Source organism: Streptomyces sp. NPDC059850, from assembly GCF_042731515.1.
Lineage (GTDB): Bacteria > Actinomycetota > Actinomycetes > Streptomycetales > Streptomycetaceae > Streptomyces.
In genome coordinates, this window is record NZ_JBHWJI010000063.1 from 28,924 (window position 1) to 55,397 (window position 26,474).

The following is a 26,474-nucleotide window of genomic DNA, read 5'->3' on the forward strand; positions in this document are numbered from 1 at the left end:
TCACTCCCTCGGTTGTGAATCCCATACGACGCCGCCCAGGTCATGGCGGCCGGATCGCAGCACGGAGAAGCCCACCGCGGCCGGGTGGCCGGTGCGCGGCTGCCGCACCCAGGTCCAGCGGTCGGCACGGGCGGCCCCGTGGTCGTCCGCGAGACAGCGCCACAGGTAGTCGAGCGCCCATGGCATGCCGTCGGTGGTTGAGGCCGTCGGGGCGTGTGCCAGCAGCCGCAGGCCGCCGCCACCGGACTCCCACCACACCCCGAACTGGGGTGGATCGGGATTATCGGTCGTATCGCCCTCGGTGGCGCGGATCTCGGCGGCGCGGATCTCGGCGGCGAGTTCGGCGTGTTCCGAAAGAGGCCACTGGGACCGCAGATAAGCGCGCCACCGGACCTTCTCCGCTTCCGGCAGGGGTGTCCCGGCCCCGTGCGCGCGCACGTGTTCGCGCAGGAAGTCGAAGGCGGCGAAGACGGGCTCCTCGCCGGTGGGGACCGGCTCGTCGGCGGCGTACGGCGCGATCGCGCGCAGCGCCCGGCGCAGCTCCGGTGCGGATTCGGGGCCGGTGTCGGTGCCGGTGCCGGTGCCGAGCAGGGTACGGGCCGTGACGGCGGCGTAGCGCAGCAGCCGTTCGTAGCGGACGGCGGAGATCCGCCGTACGGCCAGGGTGCGGCCCATCGCGGTGCGCTGCGGTTTGCCGGTGGCGGTGGCGAGGAAGCCGCCCCACCGCACGGCTGCGGGGCGTACGGCGGACCGCTCGCACACGGCGCGCACCGCGTCGAGGGTGTCGGCGGGAGGGCCGTCGGCGACGAGGCCGACCTCATGGCCGAGAGCGGCCTCGGCGACGGGGACGGCGGCGAACCGGCCGGGCAGGCCCGCCTCGTGCCACATCCGCTCCACGTCCAGCGGATAGTGCTTCTCGCCACCGCGGTCGATGCGCTCCTTGGTGCGGCCCCGCAGGACGAGCAGTCCGTCGCGCAGCTCGCCGAGGTCGCCGGTGCGCAGCCAGCCGTCGGGGGTGAGGGCCTGGGCGGTGGCGGCCGGGTCGCGCCAGTAGCCGTCCATCATGTCCGGTGTTCTGATCCACACTTCGCCGGATTCGAGCCGCACGTCCGTGTCGGGCAGCGGCAGTCCGACCGGCGGGAAGCGGTCCAGGTACTGCGCCGTGAAGTCCTGGCCGCCCAGCTCGGGCATGGTGAAGCTGAAGTTGACCGCTTCGGTGAGCCCGTACCCCTGGCGGAGCCTGGGCCCGTAGCGCTGGTGGAAACGGCGGGCGAGGTCGCCGGTGAGCGGGGCGGCCGCGGTGATCAGGTAGTCCAGGCCGTCCGGCCAGCCGGGACCGGCCTCCACCAGCTCCGTGAGCAGGGCGGGGACGATCGAGGCGGTGCGGGCGCCGCCCGCCGCCAGGTCGCGCAGATAGCGTTCGGGGTCAAAGGCGGTGTGCAGGACCAGCGGGGTGTGGGTGATGTGGGCGCCGATGAGCGACATCACGAGCGCGTTGCAGTGGTATAGCGGCAGGCAGGTGCCGTGCGGACGGTCGGGGGCGAAGCGGTGCAGCCGCGCCGTCTTGGCGGCGTTGCCGAGGACGGCGCGGCGGCTGAGCATCACGCCCTTGGGAGTGCCGGTGGAGCCGGAGGTGAACATGATGAACGCCAGCTCCGCCGCCCCCGGATCGGGCTCGGCGGGCGCCCCGGGAAGCATCCGCAGCCCGATCGGGTGCGCTCGGTCGGCGCAGGTGTCGATGACGGCCGAGGCCTCCACGCGCCGCACGGTGGCGGCCAGGTCCGCGTCGGAGGTGCGCGGATGTTGCGGTACGGCGACCAGCCGCCGGTCGAAGCAGGTGAGCAGGGCCCCGGCCAGCGGTTCGCCGTGCGGCAGCCGGATGACGACGCGGGCGCCCGCCGGAAGCGCGTCCAGCCCGAGCAGCTCCGCTCGGAAGCGGCGCGCCAGTTCCGTCGTGTCCAGCGGGGCTCCGTGCGCCACGGATGTCATGCGTTCTCCGTCCCTCGGGCGGTGCGGTCGTGGCGGCGCAGCTCTTCGGCGAGGAGGTGGCCGAAGCCGCCGATGTGCTGGTGCTGCATGATCCGCTCGTGGTCGCTGTCGACTTCGTGCAGCGTGAGCGCGCCGGTGACCAGCGGGCGCCACGCCTTCTCCAGCGCCGGGCGGTTTCCGGCCGCGGCCACGTGGACGGCGTCGCCGTCCAGGGCGGGAGGCCGGTAGGCGCGCAGGAGCCGGGCGTTGTTCTTCGCCACCGCGACGATGCGGCCGATGTCCTCCTCGGTGAGGGTGGCGAGCGCGCTGCCCTCGGTGCGGAGCAGGGCGGTGACGGTGGCGAAGTCCAGCCCGCCGGGCGGGAATCGCCGCTCGTCGTGGCCCGCGGCGGTGACCAGGATGCGGTGGATGCGCTCCTCGTCGATGGGTGCGCCGGGCGCCTCGCCGCCGTCGTCGCCGTCTCCGGTGGGTGGCAGGGCGTCCACGACGCACACCAGCCCCGGTGCGACGCCCAGCTCCCGCAGCCGTACGGCCATGGCGTGGGCGACGACTCCGCCGAACGACCAGCCGACCAGGTGATACGGGCCGTGCGGGCGTACCGAGCGCAGCTCGTCCACGTACCGCTCGGCCATCTCCTCGATGCTGGACGGCAGTTCGCCGATGCCACCGGGGTCCTCACCCCGCAGGGCGTAGAGCGGATGGGCGCCGTCGATGTGGTGCAGCAGCCCGGCGTACAGCCAGCCGATACCGCTCAGGGGGTGCACACAGAACACCGGCGCCGCCTCGCCGGTGGCGCGGTACGCGATGAGGTGGCCCCGGGTGGTGGGGGTGCCGTCGTCGAGGCGCGCGGCGAGCGTGGCCGGGGTGGCCGCCTCGAACAGGTCGCGGATGGAGGGCCGCAGGCCGAGGATGTCGCGGATGCGGGTGGCGAGCCGGGTGGCGCTCAGCGAGTGGCCGCCCAGGGCGAAGAAGCTGTCCGTGGCGCCGACCCGGTCCACGCCGAGCACCTCGGCGAACAACCGGCACAGCGTCTCCTCCCGGAGCGTGCCCGGCGCCCGGCTGCCGGTGTCGCTCCCCCAGTCCGGCTCGGGCAGTGCGCGCCGGTCCACCTTGCCGTTGCGGGTCAGCGGGAGGTGGTCGAGCGTATGGAGGCGGGCCGGGAGCATATAGCCGGGCAGCCGCGCGGCCAGGTGTGCGCGCACGGAGTCGAGGTCGAGGTCGGCGTCGTCGGGCTGCGGGACGACGTAGCCGACCAGCCGCCGGTCCTCCGGGCCCATGTCCCACACCGCCACCGTGGCGGCCCCGACCTCGGGGTGTGCGGCCAACGCCGCCTCGATCTCGCCGAGTTCGACGCGATGGCCGCGCAGCTTGATCTGGTCGTCGTCACGGCCGTGGAAGCGCAGCGTGCCATCGGCCCGCCACGAGGCCAGGTCGCCGGTGCGGTACATGAGGGTGCCGGGCGGGCCGAACGGGTCGGGGACGAAGCGCTGCGCGGTGAGCGACGGGCGGTGCAGATAGCCGTGGGCGACGCCCGTGCCCGCCAGGTACAGATCGCCGATGGCGCCGGGCGGCACGGGCCGCATCCGGGGACCCAGCACGTACGCACGCGTGTTGGCGACCGGCCGCCCCAGGGGTACGCCGGGCTCCTGGGGGCCGGTGACGGGGTGGCAGGCCGACCAGACGGTGGTCTCGGTGGGGCCGTAATAGGCGAACAGGCGGCAGCCGAGGTCGGTGAGGGTTTCCGCGAGCGGGCCGGGAACGGCCTCGCCGCCGATCACCGCGCGCATGCCGCGCAGCACCTCCGGCCGCCGCTCGGCCAGGGTCTGCCACCGCGAGGGGGTGGCCTGCATGACCGTGACGCGGTGCCTGGCCAGCAGGGCGAGCAGCGCGTCCGGATCGCGGAGCGTCGCGGAGTCGGCGACCACGGTGGCGGCGCCGGTGACGGGGCCGAGGAACAACTCGGGCACCGACATGTCGAAGTTGGCGGGGGCGGCGGCCAGGACGCGGTCGCCTTCGTGGACACCGAGGCGGTGGCGCATGGTGGCCAGCAGGTTGGCCAGCGCCCGCTGCGGCACGACGACGGCCTTCGGGTGGCCGGTGGAGCCGGAGGTGTGGATCGCGTACGCGGCGTCGTCGGGGAGCAGGGCCGGGTCGGGTGAGGTGGCGAGTGTCCACGGATCGCCACCGGTGTCCGGATCGCCACCGCTGTCCGGGGCGCCACCGGTGTCCGGGGCGCGCAGGATCAGGGCGGGGCGGGCGTCGGCGAGCAGGGCGGCGATCCGGTCCGGCGGCAGCTCGGGGTCGTACGGCAGATAGGCGGCGCCGGTGGACATCACGGCCAGGCATCCCGTGATCAGGCCGGTGTCACGCGGCAGGCCTACGGCGACCAGTCGGCCGGGGCCCGCGCCACGGTCCCGTAGCGTCCGGGCCAGGTCGGCCACGCGTTCGGCGAGCTGCCGGAAGTCCAGCGTCTCGGTGGCCCCGATCAGGGCGGGCGCGTGCGGGGTGCGGCGGGCCTGGGCCGTGAACAGCTCGACCACGCCCGGCCCGGCTACCTCGTGTGCGGTGTCGTTCCAGGTGGTGACGGTCCGCCGCTCCTCGTCCTCCGTGAGCAGGGGAAGGTCCGCGACGGCCCGGCCGGGGTCGGCCACGGCGGCGCGGAGCAGCCGGGCCAGCCGGTCGTTGAGCGCGTCCGCCGTCCCCCGGGTGAACAGGTCGGCGTTGTACTCCAGCACCCCGGTGATGCCCCCGGGCGCGCCGGTCGCGTCGTACTCCTGCCGCAGGCTCCACAGCAGGTCCAGCCGGGCCCGGTCGCCGTGCACGGCCACCTGCCGCGCGGTGATTCCCGGCAGGTCGATGTCGGCGTTCCCGGTGTCCTGGAAGGCCAGCATCACCTGGAAGACGGGGTGGTGCGCGGTGGAGCGCGGCGGATTGAGCAGCTTCACCAGCTGCTCGAACGGCAGCTCCTGGTGGTCGAAGGCGTCCAGATCGAACGTGCGCACCCGGCGCAGCAGCTCGGCGAAGGAGGGCGTTCCCGACAGGTCGGTGCGCAGGGCGAGTGTGTTGACGAAGCAGCCGATGGTGTCGTGCAGTGCCGCATCATGGCGGCCGCCGACCGCCGTGCCGATCGGAATGTCCTCGCCCGCGCCGAGCCCGGACAGCAGGGCGCCGAGCGCGGCGTGCAGCACCATGAACACGCTTGCCTCGTGTTCGCGGGCGAGGGCGGTGATCCCCCGGTGGAGTTCGGCGTCCAGGGCCAGCTCGACGGTGCCGCCACGGTGCGAGGTGGTCGGCGGGCGCGGGTGGTCGGCGGGCAGAGGAAGCACCTGCGGGATGCCGCTCAGGGCGCGCGTCCAGTACGCGGCGTCGGCGTCGGTGGACAGCTCCCGCTGCCAGAGGGCGTAGTCCGCGTACTGCGCGGGCAGCGGCTCCCAGCCGGGGGCGGCACCGGAGGCCCTGGCCCGGTAGGCGGCCGACAGATCGCGGGTGAGCGGGGTCAGCGACCAGCCGTCGGCCGCGATGTGGTGCGGCAGCAGCATCAGGACGTGGCGGTCGGGGCCCAGCACGTACAGCGTCGCCCGCAGCGGCACTTCCGTGGCCAGGTCGAAGGGGCGGGCGGCGTCGGCGGCGAGCCGGTCGACGAGGCGCGCTTCGTCGGCGCCGTACCCGTCCGCCTCGTCCAGTACCACCGTCTCGAAGGGCGGTTCGGCGGGGGTGGTGGGGCGCTGCCAGGGCTCGCCGTCGTGGACCTCCACCACGGTGCGCAGGATCTCGTGGCGCGTCAGGACGTCCATGAGCGCGGCGCGCAGCGCCTCGGTGTCCAGCGGGCCGCGGAGCGTGAAGGCGAAGGGCATGTGGTACGTCGGCCCGGCCTCCTCGAAGTGGTGGAGGAACCACAGGCGGCGCTGGGCGAACGACAGCGGGACCCGGGCGGGCCGCAGTCCGGGGCGCAGTGGCGGGCGCTGCGCCGGACGTCCGGCCCGCGCCCGGCGGGGCTCGCGCTGCGCGGTGACGCGCGGGGCGAGCGCGGCCACGGTGGGCGCGTCGAACAGCGTGCGGATGGCGAGGTCGATGCCGAGGCCCGCCCGGATCTTGTTGATGAGCTGGGTGGCGAGCAGCGAGTGGCCGCCGAGGTCGAAGAAGCCGTCCTCCACGCCGACTTCGGGTACGCCGAGTGTTTCGGCGAAGGCGCGGCACAGGAACCGTTCCAGCTCGGTGGCGGGCGCCCGTCCGGCGCCGGTCCGCAGCCCTTCGGTGGGTGCGGGCAGGGCGCGCCGGTCGAGCTTGCCGTTGCGGGTCAGCGGCAGCCGGGCGATCGGCACCACGAAGCCGGGCACCATGTATCCGGGCAGGTGGTCGGCGGTGTGCTGGCGCAGCGCGGCGGGGTCGAGGCGGGTGTCGGCGGTGGCGGGGACGGTGTACGCCACGAGCCGTACGCTGCCGTCCGCGTTGCCGTCGGTCTCGGTGGCCTGGGCGATGACGGCGGCCTGGACGACATCGGGGTGGCGCTCCAGGACGGCCTCGATCTCGCCCGGTTCGATCCGGAAGCCGCGCACCTTCACCTGCTGGTCGGTGCGGCCCAGGTACTCCAGCGTGCCGTCCTGCCACCGGCGCGCCAGGTCTCCCGAGCGGTACATCCGGGCGCCGGGCGGGCCGAAGGGGTCGGCCACGAAACGGGTCGCGGTCAGGGCCGACCGTCCCAGGTAGCCACGGGTCACACCGGGGCCGGAGAGGTAGATCTCGCCGGGACACCCGGGCGGGACGGGCCGTAGCGCGTGGTCGAGCAGGTGCAGCCGCAGGTCGTCGAGCGGTTCGCCGATGGCGCTGCGGGTGTCGGCCGGGTCGGTGAGTTCGGCGTAGGTGGAGTGCACGGTGGTCTCGGTGATGCCGTACATGTTCACCAGCCGGGGGCGGCCGTGGATGCCGGGGCCCTCGGGATACCAGTGGCGGATCCGGCGCGGGTCCAGCGCCTCCCCGGCGAAGACCACGACGCGCAGCGCGTGCCGGGGCGGTCCGTCGGCCGCCCGCGCCATGTCGGCTTCCGCCTGGGCGAGTTGGTAGAACGCGGACGGCGTCTGGCACAGCGCGGTGACCCGCTCGCGCACCAGCAGCCGCCACATCTCGCGCGGCGAGCGGCTGACGGTGTGCGGTACGACGACGAGCCGCCCGCCACGGCCGAGCGCGGCCCACAGCTCCCATACGGACACGTCGAAGGCGTACGAGTGGAACAGGGCGTGCACATCGTCCGGGCCGAAGCCGAACCGCTCATCGGTGGTGTCCAGCAGCCGTACGACATTGTCGTGCGTGACCACGACGCCCTTGGGGGTGCCGGTCGAGCCGGAGGTGTGGATGACGTAGGCGGTGGTGTGCGGGTCGGTACATCGGCCGAGGTCACCGGCCGGGCCGGTGGCCAGGGCGGCGACCGTCCCGGGGTCGTCCAGCAGGATGCGGTCCCGGTCGGGCGGCAGCATGGCGGCGGTGTCGGACGTGGCCACGGCCAGCGGCGGGTTCGCCTCGCCGAGCACATGGCGCACGCGCTCGGGCGGGGTGGCCGGGTCCAGCGGCACATAGCCCGCGCCGGACTTGAGCACGGCGAGGATGGCGGTCACCAGGTCGGCGCCGCGTGGCAGGGCGAGGGCGACAAGACGGCCGGGGCCCGCGCCGCGCGCCACGAGCGCCCGCGCGAGGCGGTTGGCCCGTTCGTTCAACTCTCCATATCGGAGGGTGCGTTCGCCATCGGTCAGCGCGGGGGCGTCGGGTCGCATCGCGGCCTGCGCCTCGAACAGCGCGGGCAGGGTGACCCGGTCCGGTGTCCGCTCGGCGTCGGCCAGCGGCCGAGGTGTCCGCTCGTCGGGCAGCAGCAGGCCGATGTCGGCGAGCCGGGCGCCGGGTGTGGCGGCGATACGGCCGAGCAGTGCGCCGAGCCGGTCGAGCAGGCGCCGGGCGGCGTCCGCGTCGAGGACCCCGGTGTGGTGGTCGAGCCGCAGGCCCAGCCGCGTTCCGTCGCCGGGGAGGACGATGAGCGACAGCGGGTAGTGGGTGCCGTCCATCACCCGCAGCCCGGTGATCTCGATGCCGGGCGCGACGTCCCGCAGCACATCGGCGTCGAGGGGATAGTTCTCGAACACGACGAGAGTGTCGAAGAGTTCGCCATGTCCGGCCAGGCGTTGCAGCCGGGTGAGGTCGGCGTACTGGTGCTCGACGACGGCGAGTTGCTGGTCGCGCAGCGCGCGCAGCGTCTCCTCGACGGTGCGGGAGGGGTCGAGGCGGACCCGGACCGGGATGGTGTTGATGAGCAGGCCGACGATGTTCTCCACGCCGGGCAGCTCGGGCGGGCGGCCGGAGACCGTGGCGCCGAAGACGACGTCGTCACGGCCGGTGTGGGCGCCCAGCAGCATGGCCCAGCCGAGCCGTACGAGCGTGTTGACGGTCAGCCCGTGGGTACGGGCCGCTTGCCGCAGCGCGTCCGTCACTCCGGCGTCCAGCTCGGCGTCGGCCTGGCCGTGCTGTGCGGCGCTGTCCCGGCCGCGCTCGCCACCGACCAGGGTGGGGCCGTCCAGCCCGGTCAGGACTCCGCGCCACGCGGCCTCGTCGGCCTCGGCGTCGCGGGTGGCGAGCCAGTCCAGATAGGCGCGGTAGGGCGTGGCGGCCGGGGGCGTTTCGCCCGCGTAGAGGGTGAACAGCTCCCGGACCGCGATCGGCCAGGACCAGCCGTCCAGGAGGATGTGATGGGCCGTCAGCACAAAGACGTGCCGCCCACCGGCGGCGCGCAGCAGAGTGGCGCGCAGCGCGGGCGGCCGGGCGAGGTCGAACCGCACCCGCCGGTCCCGGTCGAGGAAGGCGTCCTCCTCCGCGCGGGAGGCCACCCGCTCCTCCCGCCACGGCACGTCGATGTGGTCCGGCACCATCTGCACGGGCCTGCCGAGGTCGTCCGGCCGGAATCCGGCGGCCAGGTTCGGGTGCCTGCGCAGCAGGGCGCGCAGTGCCTCGCGCAGCGCGGTGGCGTCGAGTTCGCCGGTCAGCTCGAAGACGAACTGCACGAGATACGGGTCGGCGCCGCCGTCTTCGCCATGGTCGTACTGGGAGTGGAACAGCAGCCCTTGGGCGAGCGGCGCCAGCGGCAACGCCTCGCCCTCGCGGTCTGCCACGGAACCCTCGCGGTCCGCTGCGGGCGCCACCGGTCGCTCGTCCGCACCGTCGGCCAGGGCCGTGAGGTGCTCGAACCAGCGCCCGGCAAGGTCCGCCATGTGCGCGTCGTCCAGCAGGCGACCGGCCCAGGACCACATGGCGGTGAGCCGGGGGCCTTCGGGGTGGTCGACGATGACGGAGTCGAGTTCGACGGCGTGCGCCAACGGCAGCTCCGGCGACGCGCCGGACGCGAGGACGCTCCCGTCCGGGCTCCAGTCCCGTTCGCCGTCCGCCTCGAAGCGGCCGAGGTAGTTGAAGGCGATCCGGGGCGGTGCCGGTGCGGCCAGCCGGGTGGCGGTGTCCGGGTTGAGGTGGCGCAGCAGGCCGTAGCCGAGGCCATGGGCCGGTACGTCGCGCAGTGCGGCGCGGACCCGTGCCACGGCCACGTCCCAGGGCGTTTCCCCGTCCCCCGCGTCGAGCAGCACCGGGTGGATGACGGTGAACCAGCCGACCGTACGCGACAGTTCGAGTCCGGCGGCGAACTCCTCCCGGCCGTGTCCCTCCAGGTCCAGCCCGACGGCCGTGTCCCCCGGCTGCTGCCCCGTCTCCCCCGCGCCCCGCCAGTCCGCGACGGCCCGGACGAACGCGGTCAGCAGCAGGTCGTTGAGCGAGGCGCCGAACGCGGCGGTGGCCCGCTCCGCCAGGGCCGAGGTCAGCGCGGCCGGGAGGGTGCGGGTGTGGTGACGGCGGGTGGCCTCGGTGTCCCGCGCCGGGTCCGGCCGCTCCGGCCGCGACTCCGCCTGGAGGTGGCCGACCGCGTTGGCGACCTGGGTCCAGTACGGGAGTTCGGCCAGCACCGAGGCATCCCGGGCGTGTGTCGCCAGCGCCCTGCTCCACCGCCCGAACCCCGTGCCGACCGGCGGCGGTGCCGGGGTCCGGCCCTCGGCCAGCGCGCGCCAGCCGTCGCGCAGGTCGTCGAGCAGGATCCGCCACGACACCCCGTCGACGGCGAGGTGGTGCACGGTGAGGACGAGGGTGCCGGGGCGGTCGGCTCCGGCGTCGAACCACTCCGCGTGGACGACGCGCCCCTCGGCGGGGTCCAGCCGCTCCCCGGCCCGCGCGGCGTGTTCCCGTACGGCGGCCTCCAGCGCCTGCGGGTCCAGGCCGGACGCGTCGTGGCGTACCAGTGCGATCCGGCCGCCGGGTTCGGTCCGCAGCTCCCAGGAGGAGTCCCGCGCGGAGAGGCGGAGGCGCAGCATGTCGTGGCGGTCGAGCAGCCCGTCGAGGAGGGTGCGCAGCCTCGGCAGGTCCAGTGCGGCGGGGGTACGCAGCGCCATGGACTGCGCGAACCCGGTGACGGGCCCGCCGCGTTCGCGCAGCCAGTGCATCACGGGTGTCGGCTCCACCGCCGGATCGGTGTCGGTGTCGACGCCGGTGTCCGTGTCGCCCGGGGCGGCGGCGTCCGGGCCCGTGGGCAGCGGGGAGCGGTCGGCCACGGTCGCGGCCAGCGCCGTGACCGTGGGGTGGCGGAAGATGTCCTGCGAGGTGAGCGGGAGCCCTGCCCGCCGGGCCCGGCTGACCAGGTGGATCGCCAGGATGCTGTCGCCGCCCAGGGTGAAGAAGCCGGTGTCCGGCGGAATGTGCTGCTCGCCCAGGACGTCGCGGAAGAGCGCGGTGAGCGTCTCCTCGGCGGGCGTGCGGGGCGGCCGGTCCGTGGCGGTGTCGCCCTCCGTCGCGTCCGGCCGGGAGTTGAGTGGCGCGGGCAGGGCGGCGCGGTCGAGCTTGCCGTTGCGGGTGAGGGGGAGCCGTTCGACGGGGACGATCGCCGAGGGCACCATGAACGCCGGAAGGTGCTCGGCGGCGTGGCGCTCCAGCTCGTCCGCACCACTCTCCCCCTCCTCCAGCGGCGCGGTGACGACGTACGACACGAGCCTGCGCTCACCCGGCCGGTCCTCGCGGAGCACGGTGGCGGCCTGCGTCACGGCGGGGTGGCGGCACAGGGCGGCGTCGACCTCGCCGGGTTCGACCCGGAAGCCGCGCAGTTTGACCTGGCTGTCGGCGCGGCCCGCGAAGTCCAGGGTCCCGTCCGGGTTCCAGCGCGCCAGGTCTCCGGTGCGGTACATGCGGGCGCCGGGCGGGCCGAACGGGCAGGCCACGAACCGCTCCGCCGTGCGGCGCGGCGCGCCGAGGTAGCCCCGCGCGAGCCCGGTGCCGGAGAGATAGACCTCCCCGGTGACACCGGGCGGGACGGGGCGCAGCGCGTCGTCGAGGAGGTGCGCATGGGTGCCGTCGAGCGCGCTGCCGATGGGGATCGAGGCGGTGTCCGTGGGCAGGTCGTGCACCGGGTAGCGGGTGGCGAAGACGGTGGTCTCGGTGGGTCCGTAGCCGTTGACGACGGCGGGCGCGCGGGGTACGGAGCGGACGCGCCGTACGGCCTCGGGCGCGACCACGTCGCCGCCGGTCCACACCTGGCGGACCCCGGCGAGGCAGTCGGGGTCCTCCTCGGCGATCGCCGCGAACAGGCCCGCCGTCAGCCACAGTCCGGTGACCCGGTGGGTGGCGATGGTTTCGCGCAGGACGCTGAGGTCGGTGCGGCCCGGCGGGGCGATGACGATCTCGCCGCCGGTGAGCAGCGGCACCCACAGTTCCAGGGTGAGCGCGTCGAAGGCGTGCGGGGAGTGCAGCAGCACCCGCTCCGCGCCGCGTTCGTCCCACCAGCGGTCGGCGGCGAGCCGTACGAGATTGCCGTGGGTGATCGCGACGCCCTTCGGGGTGCCGGTCGAGCCCGAGGTGTACATCACGCAGGCGAGGTGATCCGGGCGCACGGTCACCGGAGGGGAGGGCGGCGGGGCGGACGGCTGGTCGCCGAGGACGAGGGTGTGGTGTCCCCGGTCGCGGAACGACGCGGCGATGTCGTCGTCCCGGGTGGTGGCGTCGGTGATCAGGAACCGCGCCCCGGCTCCGGCGGCGATCGCGGTCAGGCGGCTCGTGCCGTCCGCGCGGTGCAGCGGCAGATACGCGGCTCCCGCCTTGACCACGCCCAGCACGGCGACGACGAGGTCGGGCGAGCGCTCCACGAGCAGGGCCACGGGTGTCTCGGCGGTGACGCCCGCCGAGGTCAGCCGGGCGGCGAGGGCGGTGGCGCGGTCGTCCAGCTGCCGGTAGGTGAGCCGTTCGCCGGTGGCGGCCGCGCGCACGGCGAACGCCTCGGGCGTGGCGGTGACATGGTCCTCGAACCAGGTGAGCGCGGTGCGCTCCGGGTCGGTGTGCCGCTGCGGCTGCCCGCTGCCCGCCGTACGGACGCGGTCGCGCTCGGCGGCCGAGGTGACGGCGTACCGCGCCACGGGGGTCGGGCCGGGGCGGGTGGCGGCCTGGCGCAGCACCCGCAGGAAGCGGTCGCTGGCGTCGCGCAGCAACTCCGGCGTGTGGTTGGCCGGGTTGGCGTCGGCGTCGATGGTGAGCGGGCCGTCGCCACGGTCGTACGCCACCAGGGACAGGTCCTCCGAGGGCGGCGCCTGGACGTTGTGCACGGTGGCGGTGGCGGGGCCGAAGCGCAGACCGTAGGCGAAGCGCTGGATGTTGAGCACGGGCCCGAAGAAGCGCCGCCCGTCCTGCGGGTATCCGAGGTCGCGGCGCAGCTGTTCGCCCCGGTAGCGCTGGTGCCGCTGGACGAGGGCGATCGCCTCGTCAGCCCGGGCGGCCAGGTCGGTGAAGGGGGCGGCGGGGTCGACGTACAGCCGCAGCGGCAGCACATTGGCCGACATGCCGGGCACCTGGCGACTCTGCTCGCTGACCCGCCCGGTGACCGGCAGGCTGAGGACGACGTCCCGGCTGCCGGTCATCGCGTGGGCGAAGACGGCGGTCGCCGCGATGACCAGCCGCGACCAGCGCTGCCCCATGTCCTGGGCGGCCGAACGCAGTTGGGCGAACTCCGCCGTGGACAGGGTGCTGGTCAGCCGCAGCGAGGCGGCGGGCACCGGGGCCGGGCGGGCGGCCAGGCTCAGGAACTCCGGATGCCCTTCCATATGGCCGAGCCACCATCGCCGGTCGGCCTCCCACTCCGGTGAGGCGCGGTAGGCCCGGTCCTCGTCGAGGACGGCCCGCAGCGGGGTCCAGTCGCCTCCGGGTATCGGGTCGCCGTCGAGCAGGCTGCCGTAGAGGTCCGCGACGCGGCGCGAGAAGAGCGTCATGCCGAAGCCGTCGAGGGCGATGTGATGCACCCGCGTGAACAGCAGATGCCGGTCGTCGCCGATCCGCAGGACGGCGCCGTCGAACAGCTCGCCCTCGGCCAGGTCGACGGGCCGGGACAGCTCCTTGCGCATCCAGTCGAGGGCGCTTCCGTACGGATCGGGCTCGTGGCGCAGGTCGCGTACGGGGAAGGGGACGGAGCGCGGGCGCGTCACGCGCTGGACCGGCCGTCCGTCCGGCGCCTCGGTGAAGCGGACATGGAGGGCTTCGGTCTCGCGCACGGCCTGCTGGACGGCCGCCACGAGGACACCGGTGTCGAGCGGGCCGGTGATGTCGGTGTACTCGCCCCAGAGGTAGGGCGAGGACAGGTCGGGCCGGGACCGCTCGGCCAGCCATACGCCTGACTGCGCCTCGGAAAGGGGGAGTTCGGTGCCGGTGTCGTCCAGGGCCATGAGGTTCCCGCCCGGTCGCCGTGTGACGACCTCAACGTAGAAGTGGCTTCACAGGGCGATTTGCATCAGTCGTCGGGCTGTTCGGGCACGGGGCCGGTTGGGCGGTGTTCCGATCTTGTCCGGTCGCCGGAAGACTAACAGGCGAGTAAAGCCATCGCAAAGGTATGGCAATGGAGACGATCATCACTCGGATCGCCTAAACGTGACCGCACACGGTAGATCGCAGCAGCTCACAACCCTGGAGCAGCAACTCGGCCACGGATACGGCCGATTCGGCCCTGCCGTGATCCAGCACGCCCGGGCCCTCGGCCGTCACTCCCTACCCTGTCTGCCCATACGCCGATCCCTGAACACCTGCTCGCGCTGCCCCTTGGTGAGCAACCGTCCCACCCGCAAACGCGATACGTGACGCGCACGCACGAAACCGCCCGCCGAAGGCCGCAACGGGGCGGTCTTCGGCGGGCGGTGGGTCGATCTGTTGAACTGTCGAGCGGTTGCGCGGTCGGGCCGGTCAGATACGGCCGCCCGTCATCCGCGTGACGGGACCGTGGCCGCTGCGCTCCGCGTGGCGGCCCACGGCGTAGGAGGCCGCGCTGAGGGCGGTGACACCGGCCGCGGCACCGGCAGCGATGAGCTTGCGGTTCTTCAGGACGGTCCAGGCGGTCGTGGCGGCGGAGGTCACCTGCCCCGCCGCCGAGGTCACGCCCTTCAGCGTGCTCGTCACGGCGGTACCGGCCGTCCCGGCCGCCTTGCCCGCCGTGGCGCCCATCGAGGTCACGGCGTGTCCGACGGCGTGGCCCGCGCTGGTCGCGGCGCGTCCCGCGCCGTTCCCCGCGGACTTGGCGGCATCGGCGGTCGACTGGCCCGCGGACTCCGCCTTCGCCGCCGTCTTCTCCGCCGCCTTCTCGGAGGCATCCTTGGCCTTCGCGGCTGTCGCCTTCGTGGCCTTGGTCGCGCGGTCGGTCGATTCGTTGTTCGCTCGTGCGTTAGCCATGCTGTGCGAATTGCCCGATCCGGCCGATGCAAACAACGCATGAAGATTCCGGCGAGGACCTGTGGCACGCCGAACGCACCCCGGCGCACCCCCGCAGGGCCGCGCGCCCCGCGCGTCACGCTCCCGTGGTGGAGCCGGGGCGGATGATCATCAGGATGGTGACCGTCGCCCATAGCAGGTTGAAGATGCCGGTGAGCATGGCGAGGCGGCCCGGCGCACCGGTCGCGGCGCCGGGAGTCCCGGCCGCCGTGAGAACCCCCTCCTGCGCGGGCAGGATCAGCAGGGCCAGGACGGCGGCGGCCGCGGCCGTCAGGACGATCGAGACGATCAGCCAAGCGCTGCCGAGGACACCGAGGCTGCTGGCGGTGGCGAACCCGGAGAGGGGCACGGCGAGGCCGACGGCGGCGTAGACGCGGCAGATGCGGTGCAGCACCCGCAGGGTGCTGATCGCCTCACGGTCGTCCGGGTCGCCATGGGCGCGGCGCAGCGTCGGCGGGAACATGCTCGCGGCGACGGTCACGGGACCGATGGCCACCACGGCGGCCAGGACATGCAGGATGAGGAAGAGTTTCGTCATGGTCAGAGATCCCGGGAGCCGGTGGTCAGAAGCCGACGGGCGCCGGGCCCTGGTCGCGCCATACGGTGCCGCGGCGCTCATGGGCGATCAGCTCTTCCACGGCGTGCGCGATCCGGGGGCCCATCTCGCGCTCCAGCAGATACAGCCCCAGGTCGAGGCCGGAGGTGACACCGGCCCCGGTGACGAGGTCGCCGTCGTCGACGACGCGGGCGCTCACCGCGTGGGCGCCACCGGCGCCGAGCGCGTCCAGGCCCCCGTGGTGGGTGGTGGCGTGGCGTCCTGCCAACAGGCCCGCCATGGCCAGGAGCATCGACCCGCCGCACACCGTGCCGACCGTCACCTCCGGGTTCTCCATCGCCGCCTTCAGCAGCGCGGGCAGTTCGGTGGCCATGGCGCGGCCCAGCAGTACGGAGATGAACTCATCCGGCTGCCCCTCCCTCACCCCCTGCCCGGGCGCCTCGCCGGGCTCGCCCAGGCGACCGGCGACGCCGGGCACCAGGATCACACCGGCCCGCGCGGGATCCAGGGCGGCGGTGGCCCGCAGGGTCAGGCTCCCGATGCCGCTGGCCACCTCGCGGGGCCCTTCGGCGGAGACCAGTTCCACACTCACCGCCCCCGCCGAGGCGGCGCGACCGGCGTACAGCACCTCGTAGGGGGCGATGACATCGAGCGGGTCGAAGCCGTCGAGCAGGACAACCTGGACATGCATGAAGGGCTCTCTTTCCGAGGCGGGAAGCCCGGCCAGTGCCGGGAACGCCACCGAAGGTAATCGGCTGCCGCCCCGCCTCCCAGTGGCATGAGTGCCACCTTTCAACGGGATAGTGCCACCTGCGGCGTGGCCGCTCCGACGTGCGACGACGTCGAGAACTCCGCACCCCGCGCCGCTCGTCGAAGGGGTATCTTCCGGCCATGCACACCATCGCCGTTCTCGCGCTGGACCAGGTGATCCCGTTCGACCTGGCCACGCCGATCGAGGTCTTCGCCCGCACCCGGCTGCCGGACGGGCGCCCCGGCTACCAGCTCCGGGTGTGCGCCGAGCGCCAGGAAATCGACACCGGGACCTTCGCGCTGCGCGCACCCTGGGGCCTCGACGGGCTCCAGGGCGCGGACACCATCATCGTGCCCGGCACCGCGAACCCCACGGCACCGCTCGCGCCCGAGGTCCGCGACGCCCTGCGGGCGGCGGCCGCGGACGGCACCCGCATCGCCTCCATCTGCGCGGGCACCTTCATCCTGGCCGCCACCGGCCTCCTCGACGGGCTGCGGGCCACCACCCACTGGATCGCGGCCGGTACGCTCGCCGCCGCCTACCCGGACATCGAGGTGGACCCGGACGTGCTGTACGTCGACAACGGCCAGTTCCTCACCTCCGCGGGCGCCGCCGCGGGCCTGGACCTGTGCCTCCACCTGATCCGCCGCGACTACGGCTCGGCCGTCGCCGCCCACGCGGCCCGGCTGTCCGTCATGCCGCTCGAACGCGAGGGCGGGCAGGCGCAGTTCATCGTGCACGACTACGCGCCCACCCCGCAGGGCTCCGTCCTCGAACCCCTGCTCACCTGGCTGCAGGACAACTTGGGCCGCGACCTCACCCTCGCCGACATCGCCGCCCACGCCGGAACCAGCACCCGCACCCTGATACGCCGCTTCCGCGAGCAGACCGGCACCACCCCGCTCCAGTGGCTGCACCGCGCCCGCATCCGCCAGGCCCAGCACCTCCTGGAGACCACGCCGCACTCCGTCGAACGCATCGGCGCCCAGGTCGGCTTCGGCTCCCCCACCGCCTTCCGCGACCGCTTCAAACGCACCACCGGAGTCAGCCCGCACACCTACCGCCGCACCTTCAGCTGATTTGCCACTACGGCAAGCTTTCTCGACGAAGTACGTTCCTACGGCGGCCAGTTCAGGCCGGGACACGCCACCGCCGTCGAACGGGACGCGACCGGGTTCACCGTACGCCTCGCCGATGGCGGCACCGCCCGTGGCATCGCAGTGGTCGACGGCGAGTGGCCGCCCTGGAACAGGAGGGCGGGCGACTGACCGGCGTACGGCTGGCGAGCGGCATCCTCGTGGCCTGCCAGGCCCTGGCCGTCGCGCCCCGGTTCACCGCCCGCGCGGGCTTCCTGGCCGGGCTCGGCCTGAGCGTCATGGAGCAGGTCGTCGGCGCCGCCGCCGCGGGCGCCCGTGCCGCAGGAGCCATCAACGCCGAGCTGGTCGCCGGGGACACCCGGCTCGAATGGCCGACCGGTCGGCTTCCTTCCTCTTCAAGGAGGAAATGAATCCGGACCGGGGTTCTTCGTCATCGGCTGTACGCTGCTTTCGCCAGGCGTTTCTGATCTGTTTTCGCACCGGGACCGACCATGAAATGGGAATCATGCAGAGAACGATGATGAAATCCAAGATCCACCGGGCCACGGTGACCCAGGCGGATCTGCACTACGTCGGATCGCTCACCATCAGCGCCGATCTGATGGAGTCGGCCGATCTGCTCCCCGGGGAGCGGGTGGACATCGTCGACATAGACAACGGCGCGCGTCTTTCCACCTATGTCATCGAGGGCCCGCGGAATTCAGGAATCATCGGAATCAACGGCGCCGCGGCCAGACTGATCAGCCCCGGCGACCTGGTCATCATCATTGCCTACGCGATGGTCGCCGATGAAGAGGCGGCCAAGCTGGAGCCGCGCGTCGTCTTCGTGGACGGCGAGAACAAGGTGGTCAGCCTCGGCTCGGACCCGGCCGATGTACCGGCCGGGTCCGAGCTGCGGCGCGGGGACGCGATCAGCGCCTAGCGGGTGCGGGGCGGCGGCCGGGGGTTCTTCGGCCGCCGGCCATGCCGTCATACCGCGTGGTGCGCCTCCGGTTCGCGGGGGACCGTACCCCCGGAGCCCAGGGCCTCCAGCAGCGCGCGGTTCACGATCTCCGGTACTTCGAGGTACCCGATATGCCCCGCCCCCTCGATGAGCTGGAACGTCGCGCCCGGTATGGCGGTGGCGAGTTCCCTGCCCGCGAGGGGCGGGGTCAGGACGTCGTCGGCGAAGGCGATGACGTGACTGGGCGCCTGAATCGCCCGGTAGGCGGGGAGCCGGTCCGGCATGGGGTACAGGCCGCGCTGGACCCGTGCCGTCGCGTCGGTGGAGGTCGACAGCTCGAACAGCTCCAGCCAGTCCTTGGTGCGCAGATCGTCGGTGAGGGTACGCCGCGAGAGCTGCTGGAGCGCGTGGATCACCGCACGGTAGCGCGCGGGCAGCGCGATTCCGAGATCGTCCAACTCCCGTTCGGCGAGGCTCAGCTCCGTGCTCAGCGCGTCGCCGCGGCCACGTGCGGCCAGCATGACGAGCCTGTTCACCAGCTCGGGGCGGGCGAGCGCCAGCTCCGCGGCGATCCGCGCGCCCAGCGAGGTGCCGACGACGGCGCAGGGCCCAAGTCCCAGATGCTCGATGAGTGCGGCCACGTCCGCCGCCATGTCGTCGACGGTGAAATCCGCCCGGCTGTTGTCATCCGGCGAAACTCCGCGGTTGTCGAAGGTGATGACCCGGTATCCCGCCGCCACCAGCGCGGGCACCTGATACAGGTGCCACGAACGCCCGCTGCCACCGGACCCCATGATGAGAACGACGGGAACACCGCTTCCGGCGTCCTGGAAGTTCAGTCTGAATCCGTCGCGGTCGATTACCGGCATGGGAACTCCTCGAGTAACACACGGGCAGGACCGGAGGCGTTACTCCCCGGCATGTCTCCGTACAGCGACAATCGGGCCTGAGTAAAAGGCTTCCACTGTCCACGGTCAATGTTGTGTGATGGCGGCGTTCGACCCCTCAGCAGAGAAAAACGGAAGGACGAACGCATGATGTCTCGCGATACCCATCGCTTCGCGCGGGAAATGGCGGGCTGCGCGGAGGACGACATCCTCGTCATCGAAACGGCCGCCGACGGCGGTCCGGGCTGGCTCGCCGAGAACGCCGAAGCGCTCCGGTCGGCCGCCCTGGAACGCGGCACGGTCCTGGTCCGGGGACTGGGCGTCAGCAGCCACGCCGAAGCCGCGGCGGCGAGCCGCGCCCTGGCCTCGGAGCTGATGGCCGAGGTGGAGGGGTTCGCTCCGCGCACGGCACTGCCCGGCGGGGTGTACACGTCCTCGGAGTGGCCACCGGACCAGCCCATGTGCATGCACCACGAACTGACCAGCGCCCCGCGCTCCCCGCAATGGATGATCTTCTCGTGTCTGACGGCGGGCTCCTCCGGTGGGGCGCTGTCGGTGGCCGACGCGGGGAAGGTCCTCGGCTCCCTGCCGACCGGGGTCGTGGAGCCCTTCGAGCGGGAGGGCTGGCAGCTCGTACGCACCTACGACCAGCTGGTCGGCATCTCCTCGGCCGACGCCTTCGGCACCGCGGACCCCGACGCGGTGGACGAGTACTGCCGCACCCACGGCATCGACTTCCAGCGGACCCCGGGCGGCGGGCTGCGGACCCGCCAGACGCTGCCGGCCGTCGTCGAGCACCCCGTGACCGGCCGGCGGTGCTGGTTCAACCAGATCGCCTTCCTGAACGAGTGGACGATGGACCCGACGGTCCGGGAGTTCCTGGTCGGCGAATTCGGCGTCGAAGGCCTGCCGTTCACGACGCTTCGCGGCGACGGCACGCCGCTGGATCCCGCCACCGTCGACGTCATCAACGAGACGTACGACAAGCACGCGGTGCAGGTCCCTCTGCGCGACGGCGACCTGCTGCTGGTGGACAACTTCGGCACCGCGCACAGCCGGGCGCCCTACACCGGTGAGCGCGAGATCGTCGTGGCGCTGGGGGATCCGCTGCCGAGGCCCCGGGCCTGAGACCGGCCCGCGCGCGGCGGGGCGTGGGTCCCCCAGCGTCCGTCCCCCGCGCCGCGACGGCATGTTCACCGGGCCTGGCCGAAGCTGAGGGTGCGGTAGGCGGTCACGTTGCCCGCCAGTTCGGAGCACACCCGGACGGCCCGGGTGAGCTTTGCCGCACGCTCGGGGTCGGCGTTGTCGATCAGGATGCCGAGCGACGTTCCGCTGTGCGCCGCGACGACGCCGAGACCGCCGATGTCCGTACACGCCGCGATCATCTCCTCCAGCGTCCGCTTGGGGCGGAGTGCCTGGTTCATCAGCGCGCTACGGGTGGCGACGGCTCCCACCTCCCGGAGGTCGTCGCGCCGTACGGCGGTGGTGAGGTGGGCGAGAAGCCGCTCGTACGCGCGTCGTTCCGCGGCGGAGAACGGTTTGGGGATCCGGTTGAACGCGACCGTGTCGACCGTGCCCCCCTCGTCGATGCCGACGACGGTCATCGGGCTGAGCGAGCCGAGCATCCGGCGCAGCCGCACCTGGCGATGGTGATAGGCGACGATGCCGTCGTACAGGACGCCGTCGGTGGGTTCGATCCGGCGGAGGTACGACTCGATGCGCCGGGGAGGCATGGGCATGCCGAGCGCGTTGCCCGCTGCCCGCGCGGTGGCCACCAGGTCGGCGGAGGAACTGGCGAGGCCCTTGCCCTCCGGGAGCGCGCTGTCCAGGGTGAGCACGCCCCCCATGGGTACGGGCGCCTCCTCGATGATCATCGACAGCAGCCGGGCCGCTTTGCGCTTGTGTTCCGGCACCACCCGTACCGTGGTCGACCCGGAGTCGACCCGGAAGGTCGCCACGGTCCAGCGCGCGATGGGCAGCGTCACCAGGAAGTCGCCCTCCGGGCCCGGCAGGACACCTTGCAGCAGCTCACCGAAGGTGCCGAACGCGGTACTGATGCCGGTCATGCCCCCGTGCGGCGAACCGGTGTCCGGCACCACCGGCAGCACGGTGGACTCGTGTTCGAGAGCATTCCCGGAGACTGCCACTCTGATCCCCTGTCGCGTGAATAGGAACGTTCCCAGCAATCCGCGCGCACGGATCTGATGTCGGCGATGCGGCGGGCACACTGTCGTCGGGCAACGGTGCCAACGGACCGCAAGGGGTGTCAACGAGCTGTATTCCTGTCGCAAAGTGCCTGGTCACTGGCGGAATTCTGCGGTTCGGACGACGAGGCGGGGAGGTCGCCGGGGTTCGCTAGGCTCACCTGGGTGACGCAACAGATCGGGATCGAAGAAGCAGGTACGGGGAACCAAGCGCCCACGCGCTTACCCGCGTTGAGGACCACCGTGCGTGATGTGGCCCTGTGGCTGGTGCTCTCCGGCGCCGGGGCCGTGGGTTTCGCGAACGCGACGGACCCCTCGATGGCGCTGGAGCTGGTGCTGCCCGTCCTGGTACTGGCCGTGGCCGTTCCGGGGAGCCGCCGGTGGCCCGAGGTCGCGGTGTTCCTCGTCAACGGGCTGTGTGCCATCGGGTTCGCCGACGAGTCCACCCCAGCCAACGCCTACGTGCTGGCACTGGCCGTGATGACCTATCTGATGGGGGTCCGCGCACCGGCCAGGTTCGCACCGCTGCTGGTGCTCGCCGCGTCTCTCGCCACCGATCTCGCTCTGTGCGCGGTGCTCGGTGTCGCGCTGGTGTGGTGGTTCTACGCGGTCACCGTGCTGCCGCTGGCGCTCCTGGTCCCCTGGCTCGTCGGCCGGTACCAGCGGGCCCGCCAGGCGCTGGTACGGGGCGGCTGGCGGCTGGCGCAGAGCCTCGAGGAGCAGCAGCGGTTCGTCGCGGAGCAGGCCAGGCTGCGCGAACGGACGCGGATAGCGGCCGACATGCACGATTCCCTCGGCCACGTGCTGAGCCTCATCGCCCTGCGCGCGGGTGCCCTGGAGCTTTCGCCCACCCTCAGCGACCAGGACCGTGACGATGTGGCCGAGCTGCGCAAGGCCGTGTCCGACGCCGTCGACCATCTGCGCGAGACCGTGACGGTGCTGCGCGACGGGACGGAGAGGGGTCCCGAGGAGCGCTCGGTCGAGTCGGTGGAGGATCTCCTCAGCCGGGCCACCGCGTCCGGAATCGCGGTCGATCTGGAGCGGGTGGGCGGGAGCCCCGCGTTGTCGCCGCTGGTCGGCCACGCCGTGTACCGGGTGGTGCAAGAATCCCTGACCAACGCCACGAAACACGCACCCGGCAGCGCGGTCAGGGTGCGCATCGCCCATGAGGACGGCCGGGTCGGGATCAGCGTGGTCAACTCGGCGCCGCCCGCGGGGCCGCTGCCGGGCGTGGTGTCCGGGAATCGCGGTCTGGCCGGGCTGCGGGAGCGGGTGACCGCTCTGGGCGGCGTACTGCGGGCGGGGCGGTTCGAGGGTGGCTTCCGGGTGACGGCCGAGCTGCCCGAGCGCGTGACCGCGTCGCCGCCGGAACCCGCCCGGCAGACGCCGCCGTCCACGGAAACGGAGTCGACGCGCCGCATGGGGGACGCACGGCGCAAGGCCCGGCTGCGCTTCGCGGCGGCGTTCGTCGCCCCCGCCGCGGTCGGCCTCACCGTGCTGCCCGCCGCCGCGTACCTCGCCTACCAGCTGGCGACGTGCGTCCTGCACCCGGCGGCCTACTCGACCGTCCACGTCGGGCAGCAGCGCTCCGAGTTCGCCCATCTCCTCCCTCTGCAGAGCTACCCCTACCCGCCCGACAGCGCTCTGGCGGCCCCCTCACCCCGGGGCACCAGGTGTGATTTCTACCGGTCCAACGGCAACCTCCTGGACCAGGTCGACATGTACCGGCTCTGCTACTCCGGCGACCGCCTGGTCTCCAAAGAGGTGCTGCCGGGCGTGGAGGGGCGTACCTGACTCAGCTTCTGCGCCAGCGCCCCTCCGATGGTGGCGATATGCGCGGGCACGGTGAGCAGCTGTTCGTGTTCTGCGTGGACGGGGTGCTCGTCGACGGCGCCGCTGACATGGGGTGTCCACGATCCGGCGCCGCCCCGGCCGCGCACCCCGTCCGGTACCTCGGTGGCGGTGAACAGCACCACATCGCCGCGGAAGCGGCCCGGGCGGTGTGCCGTCAGCAGTCGGCTGTTGTTGATCCAGACGTCCTTCATGGCCAGCAGGGTGCTCTCGCCCACCGCGGCGAGCGGATGCTGGTTCTCCTTCAGGAACAGCAGGTAGCGGGCGATCAGCGCGTCGCGGCCGGAGGCCAGTTCAGCGGTGTCGAAGGAGAACCGGGACGCGGTGAAGTTGTCGACCAGCAGCCGGTCCTCCAGCTCGCGCAGCGCCCGGTCCAGGGCCCCTTCCTCGGATGTCTCGTCGGCGGGGTGCGGATAGGAGTCCACGAGCGCGAGCAGCTCCACCTCCTGCCCGCGGGCCTGGAGTTCCACGGCCAGCGCATGGCACAGGACGCCGCCGAAGGACCAGCCGAGCAGCCGGTACGGGCCTTCCGGCTGGATGTCCCGTATCTGGCGGAGGTAGTCCTCGGCCATCTCCTCGACGCTCCCCGGCATCGCACCGGGCCTGCTGAACGCCCTGGCCTGCAGGCCGTAGACGGGCATGCCGGGATCCAGGTGGGTGAGCAGACCGGCGTAGCACCAGGACATGCCGCCACCGGGGTGCACACAGAACAGGGGCCGGTCCTCGCCCCCCGTGCGCAGCGGCAGCATCGGGGCGAAGGAGTCCCGGAGTCCGCCGCGCTCGGCCTCCAGGGCGAGCCCGGCCGGGGTCGGGGCCTCGAACAGGTCGCGCACGCCGAGGTCCGCCCCCAGCTGCTCGCGCAGGACGGCGACGGCCTTGGCGGCGAGGAACGAGTGGCCGCCCAGACGGAAGAAGTCGTCGTCAGGCCCTACCTCCTCGACGCCCAGTACCTCGGCGAAGACGGCGCAGATCCGCTTCTCCGCCTCGGTCGCGGCGGCGCGGGAGGCGGGCTTCTCCACTTCCATGGCCAGCAGGGCGCGCCGGTCGAGCTTCCCGTTGCGGGTCGTGGGGAACTCGTCCACCACGACGTACTCCGCCGGGACCATGTAATCGGGCACGGTCCGGGTCAGGCGGCCGCGCAGCTCGGCCGCCCGGGGCGGGTGGTCCCCGGCAGGTGTCACGAACGCGACGAGGGAGGCACCGTCGTGGACGAGGACGGCCGCCGAGGCCACCGCGGGGTCCTCGCGCAGCGCGGCGGCGATCTCGCCGGGCTCGATGCGGAAGCCGCGTAGCTTGACCTGATCGTCCAGTCTGCCGAGGTGGTGCAGTTGCCCGTCGGCGGTACGGCGTACGAGGTCGCCCGTCCGGTACATCCGCTCTCCCTTCGTTCCGAAGGGGCAGGCCACGAACCGTTCGGCGGTCATACCGGGACGGCCCCGGTAGCCACGCGCCAGTGCGGCACCCGAGATGTACAGCTCCCCGGGCATGCCCGGGGGCACCGGCTGGAGCCATGTGTCCAGCACATGGGCCCGGACGTGGGGCAGGGGGACACCGATGGGAGGCGCGTCCGCCCACTCCGCCGGGTCGGCGGGCAGGGACACGGCCGTCACCACGTGCGTTTCGGTGGGCCCGTAGTGGTTGTGCAGGACGGGGCGGGCGGCGGCCTGGGTGAAGAAGCGGCGTACGGCTCCCCGGGTCACCAGCGCCTCACCGGCCTGGGCCACGTGCCGCAGGGCGGGCAGGTCCTCACCGGCTTCGAGTGCGGCCGCGCACACCGCGTCCAGGACGAGTGTCGGCGCGTACAGCTCCCCCACACCGGTGTCCCGGAGCCAGGAGACCAGCCGGGCCGGGTCGCGGCGTATGTCCTCCGGGCAGATCGCGAGCGTCTTGCCGGACAGCAGAGCGGAGAGGATTTCCTGGGCGGAGACATCGAAGCCGGTCGCGGTGAACTGGGCGGTGACGGTGGCCTCCGCCGGGATCGCCCGGTGGTGCCAGTCCAGCAGGTCGCGGAGGGCGCCCGTGGTCATCTCCACCGCCTTCGGCTCACCCGTCGAGCCCGAGGTGTGCAGCACATAGACCGGGTGATCCGGCAGCAGCGGCCCTCCCCGGTCCTCCTGGGTCACGGGAGCCGCGGAGCAGCCCGCGAGCGCCGTCTCGTCGGGCACCAGGACGGTCCCGGGGAACCGGCCGGCCAGCTCGGGGCTGGTCAGCACGGCTGTGGGACGAACGTCTTCGATAATGAACTCGACGCGCTCGGAGGGGAGTTGGGGGTCGATCGGCAGATAGGCCGCGCCCGCCTTGAGGGTGGCCAGGAGACCGACGACGAAGTCCACGCCACGTGGCAGTGCCAGCGCGACGATGGTGTCCGGGCGGACCCCGTGTCGCAGCAGGATTCTCGCCAGCCGGTTCGATCTGCCGTCGAGTTCCGTGTAGCTGAGCGCCGTGTCCTCGTCCACCACAGCGGGGAAGTCCCCGCGCCCGAGTGCCTGCTCGGCGAACACCTCGAGCAGCCCCGCTTCCGGTGTCTCCCGGGTGGTGGAGGTGTTGTTCCATGCGGCGATCGTGGCCGACTCATCCGGCAGCGTGAGGCCCACCGCCCCGACGGTGAGCTTCGGATCGCGGGTGACCTGCTCCAGCACGCCGACCAGCCGCTGCCCCAGCCGACGTACGGTCGCCGTGTCGAAGCGGTCCGCGTCGTACTCCAGAGCCGCGCTCATCCCGTCCAATTCGCCCTGCTCGGTGTGGAGTTCCGCCACCGACAGCAGCAGATCGAACTTGGCGGTGGCCGTCCCGGTCTTCTGCGCCCCGATGACCAGGTCGCTTCCGGCTGTGTGCGCTGCGGAACCGCCCAGGCCTGCCGTGTTGTTGAGGGTGAGCATGACTTGGAAGAGGGGGTGGCGGGAGAGGGAGCGTTCGGGGTTGATGAGGTCGACGAGGCGTTCGAAGGGCAGGTCCTGGTGGGCGTACGCGCCCAAGGCGGTTTCCCGGACCCGGCCGAGCAGTTCCCGGAAGCTGGGATTGCCCGACAGATCGGTGCGCAGGACGAGGGTGTTGATGAACAGGCCGACGAGATCGTCCACGGCATCGTCGCTGCGCCCGGCGATGGGAGTGCCGACCGGCACGTCCTCACCAGCGCCGGAACGCGACAGCAGCAGCGCCAGCGCCGACTGCAGCACCATGAACACCGTCGCACCACTCTGCCGCGCCAGCGATGCGACCTGCTGATGGACGGCCGACGGCACGGCGAACTCGACCCGCTCACCACGATGAGAGGACACCGCGGGACGGGGCCGGTCGGCGGGGAGGGTGATCTCGGCGGGGATACCGGCCAGCTGGGTCGTCCAGTAGTCGATCTGCCGGGAGATCAGGCTGTCGGGATCGTCCTCGGAACCGAG

At 72.9% G+C, this 26,474-nt stretch carries 13 protein-coding genes; 5 read left to right on the forward strand and 8 right to left on the reverse strand.

Going from position 1 to position 26,474, the window contains the following annotated elements; genetic code table 11:
• The 5 genes from ACFV9T_RS35715 to ACFV9T_RS35735 all read right to left on the reverse strand — a co-directional run bounded on the left by ACFV9T_RS35715 (position 1) and on the right by ACFV9T_RS35735 (position 16,037).
• Complete coding sequence (locus ACFV9T_RS35715) at positions 1-1,989, reverse strand: class I adenylate-forming enzyme family protein (RefSeq protein ID WP_385446681.1); 1,989 nt, start codon at positions 1,987-1,989, stop codon at positions 1-3.
• Complete coding sequence (locus ACFV9T_RS35720) at positions 1,986-13,757, reverse strand: amino acid adenylation domain-containing protein (RefSeq protein ID WP_385446682.1); 11,772 nt, start codon at positions 13,755-13,757, stop codon at positions 1,986-1,988. Before ACFV9T_RS35720 ends, ACFV9T_RS35715 begins: the two co-directional genes overlap by 4 nt.
• A gap of 511 nt (positions 13,758-14,268) precedes the next feature.
• On the reverse strand, positions 14,269-14,751 hold the full coding sequence (locus ACFV9T_RS35725; protein ID WP_385446683.1) for a hypothetical protein: 483 nt from the start codon (positions 14,749-14,751) through the stop codon (positions 14,269-14,271).
• 115 nt (positions 14,752-14,866) lie between these two features.
• Positions 14,867-15,328 carry a hypothetical protein gene (locus ACFV9T_RS35730; RefSeq protein WP_385446684.1) on the reverse strand — a complete coding sequence of 154 codons (462 nt, stop codon included), beginning with the start codon at positions 15,326-15,328 and terminating at the stop codon, positions 14,867-14,869.
• A 25-nt stretch (positions 15,329-15,353) separates the two neighbouring features.
• Positions 15,354-16,037 (reverse strand): DJ-1/PfpI family protein, encoded by a 684-nt coding sequence (locus ACFV9T_RS35735; RefSeq protein ID WP_385446685.1) that lies wholly within the window; start codon positions 16,035-16,037, stop codon positions 15,354-15,356.
• A gap of 200 nt (positions 16,038-16,237) precedes the next feature.
• Between ACFV9T_RS35735 and ACFV9T_RS35740 the strand changes: the two genes are divergently transcribed.
• The 3 genes from ACFV9T_RS35740 (at position 16,238) to panD (ending at position 18,116) form a co-directional block, all read left to right on the forward strand.
• Positions 16,238-17,176, forward strand: a complete 939-nt coding sequence (locus ACFV9T_RS35740; RefSeq protein WP_385446686.1) for a GlxA family transcriptional regulator — start codon at positions 16,238-16,240, stop codon at positions 17,174-17,176.
• Between the two features lie 155 nt (positions 17,177-17,331).
• On the forward strand, positions 17,332-17,604 hold the full coding sequence (locus ACFV9T_RS35745) for a hypothetical protein (RefSeq protein ID WP_385446687.1): 273 nt from the start codon (positions 17,332-17,334) through the stop codon (positions 17,602-17,604).
• A 95-nt stretch (positions 17,605-17,699) separates the two neighbouring features.
• Positions 17,700-18,116, forward strand: a complete 417-nt coding sequence (gene panD, locus ACFV9T_RS35750; RefSeq protein ID WP_385446688.1) for an aspartate 1-decarboxylase — start codon at positions 17,700-17,702, stop codon at positions 18,114-18,116.
• A 47-nt stretch (positions 18,117-18,163) separates the two neighbouring features.
• On the opposite strand, the gene ACFV9T_RS35755 is transcribed toward panD, so the two are convergent.
• Complete coding sequence (locus ACFV9T_RS35755) at positions 18,164-19,006, reverse strand: alpha/beta fold hydrolase (protein WP_385446689.1); 843 nt, start codon at positions 19,004-19,006, stop codon at positions 18,164-18,166.
• A gap of 165 nt (positions 19,007-19,171) precedes the next feature.
• Between ACFV9T_RS35755 and ACFV9T_RS35760 the strand changes: the two genes are divergently transcribed.
• A complete protein-coding gene (locus tag ACFV9T_RS35760; protein ID WP_385446690.1) occupies positions 19,172-20,152 on the forward strand; it encodes a TauD/TfdA family dioxygenase in 981 nt (326 codons plus the stop codon).
• A 65-nt stretch (positions 20,153-20,217) separates the two neighbouring features.
• On the opposite strand, the gene ACFV9T_RS35765 is transcribed toward ACFV9T_RS35760, so the two are convergent.
• On the reverse strand, positions 20,218-21,171 hold the full coding sequence (locus tag ACFV9T_RS35765; RefSeq protein ID WP_385446691.1) for a kinase: 954 nt from the start codon (positions 21,169-21,171) through the stop codon (positions 20,218-20,220).
• 300 nt (positions 21,172-21,471) lie between these two features.
• Here ACFV9T_RS35765 and ACFV9T_RS35770 point away from each other — a divergent pair, with 300 nt between their 5' ends.
• Positions 21,472-23,022, forward strand: coding sequence for a sensor histidine kinase (locus ACFV9T_RS35770; protein ID WP_385446692.1), 1,551 nt, complete (start codon positions 21,472-21,474; stop codon positions 23,020-23,022).
• Here the strand turns inward: ACFV9T_RS35770 and ACFV9T_RS35775 are convergent.
• Positions 22,962-26,474: amino acid adenylation domain-containing protein (locus ACFV9T_RS35775; protein ID WP_385446693.1), on the reverse strand; the 3,513-nt coding region annotated here is incomplete at its 5' end. The genes ACFV9T_RS35770 and ACFV9T_RS35775 overlap by 61 nt on opposite strands.

What these genes read in the sequence shown, in the direction of transcription:
- ACFV9T_RS35715 (WP_385446681.1), bottom strand. Translation starts at nt 1,989, where the DNA reads ATGACATCCGTGGCGCACGGAGCCCCGCTGGACACGACGGAACTGGCG.
- ACFV9T_RS35730 (WP_385446684.1), bottom strand. Translation starts at nt 15,328, where the DNA reads ATGACGAAACTCTTCCTCATCCTGCATGTCCTGGCCGCCGTGGTGGCC.
- ACFV9T_RS35740 (WP_385446686.1), top strand. Translation starts at nt 16,238, where the DNA reads ATGCACACCATCGCCGTTCTCGCGCTGGACCAGGTGATCCCGTTCGAC.
- ACFV9T_RS35735 (WP_385446685.1), bottom strand. Translation starts at nt 16,037, where the DNA reads ATGCATGTCCAGGTTGTCCTGCTCGACGGCTTCGACCCGCTCGATGTC.
- ACFV9T_RS35725 (WP_385446683.1), bottom strand. Translation starts at nt 14,751, where the DNA reads ATGGCTAACGCACGAGCGAACAACGAATCGACCGACCGCGCGACCAAG.
- ACFV9T_RS35760 (WP_385446690.1), top strand. Translation starts at nt 19,172, where the DNA reads ATGATGTCTCGCGATACCCATCGCTTCGCGCGGGAAATGGCGGGCTGC.
- panD (WP_385446688.1), top strand. Translation starts at nt 17,700, where the DNA reads ATGCAGAGAACGATGATGAAATCCAAGATCCACCGGGCCACGGTGACC.
- ACFV9T_RS35720 (WP_385446682.1), bottom strand. Translation starts at nt 13,757, where the DNA reads ATGGCCCTGGACGACACCGGCACCGAACTCCCCCTTTCCGAGGCGCAG.
- ACFV9T_RS35755 (WP_385446689.1), bottom strand. Translation starts at nt 19,006, where the DNA reads ATGCCGGTAATCGACCGCGACGGATTCAGACTGAACTTCCAGGACGCC.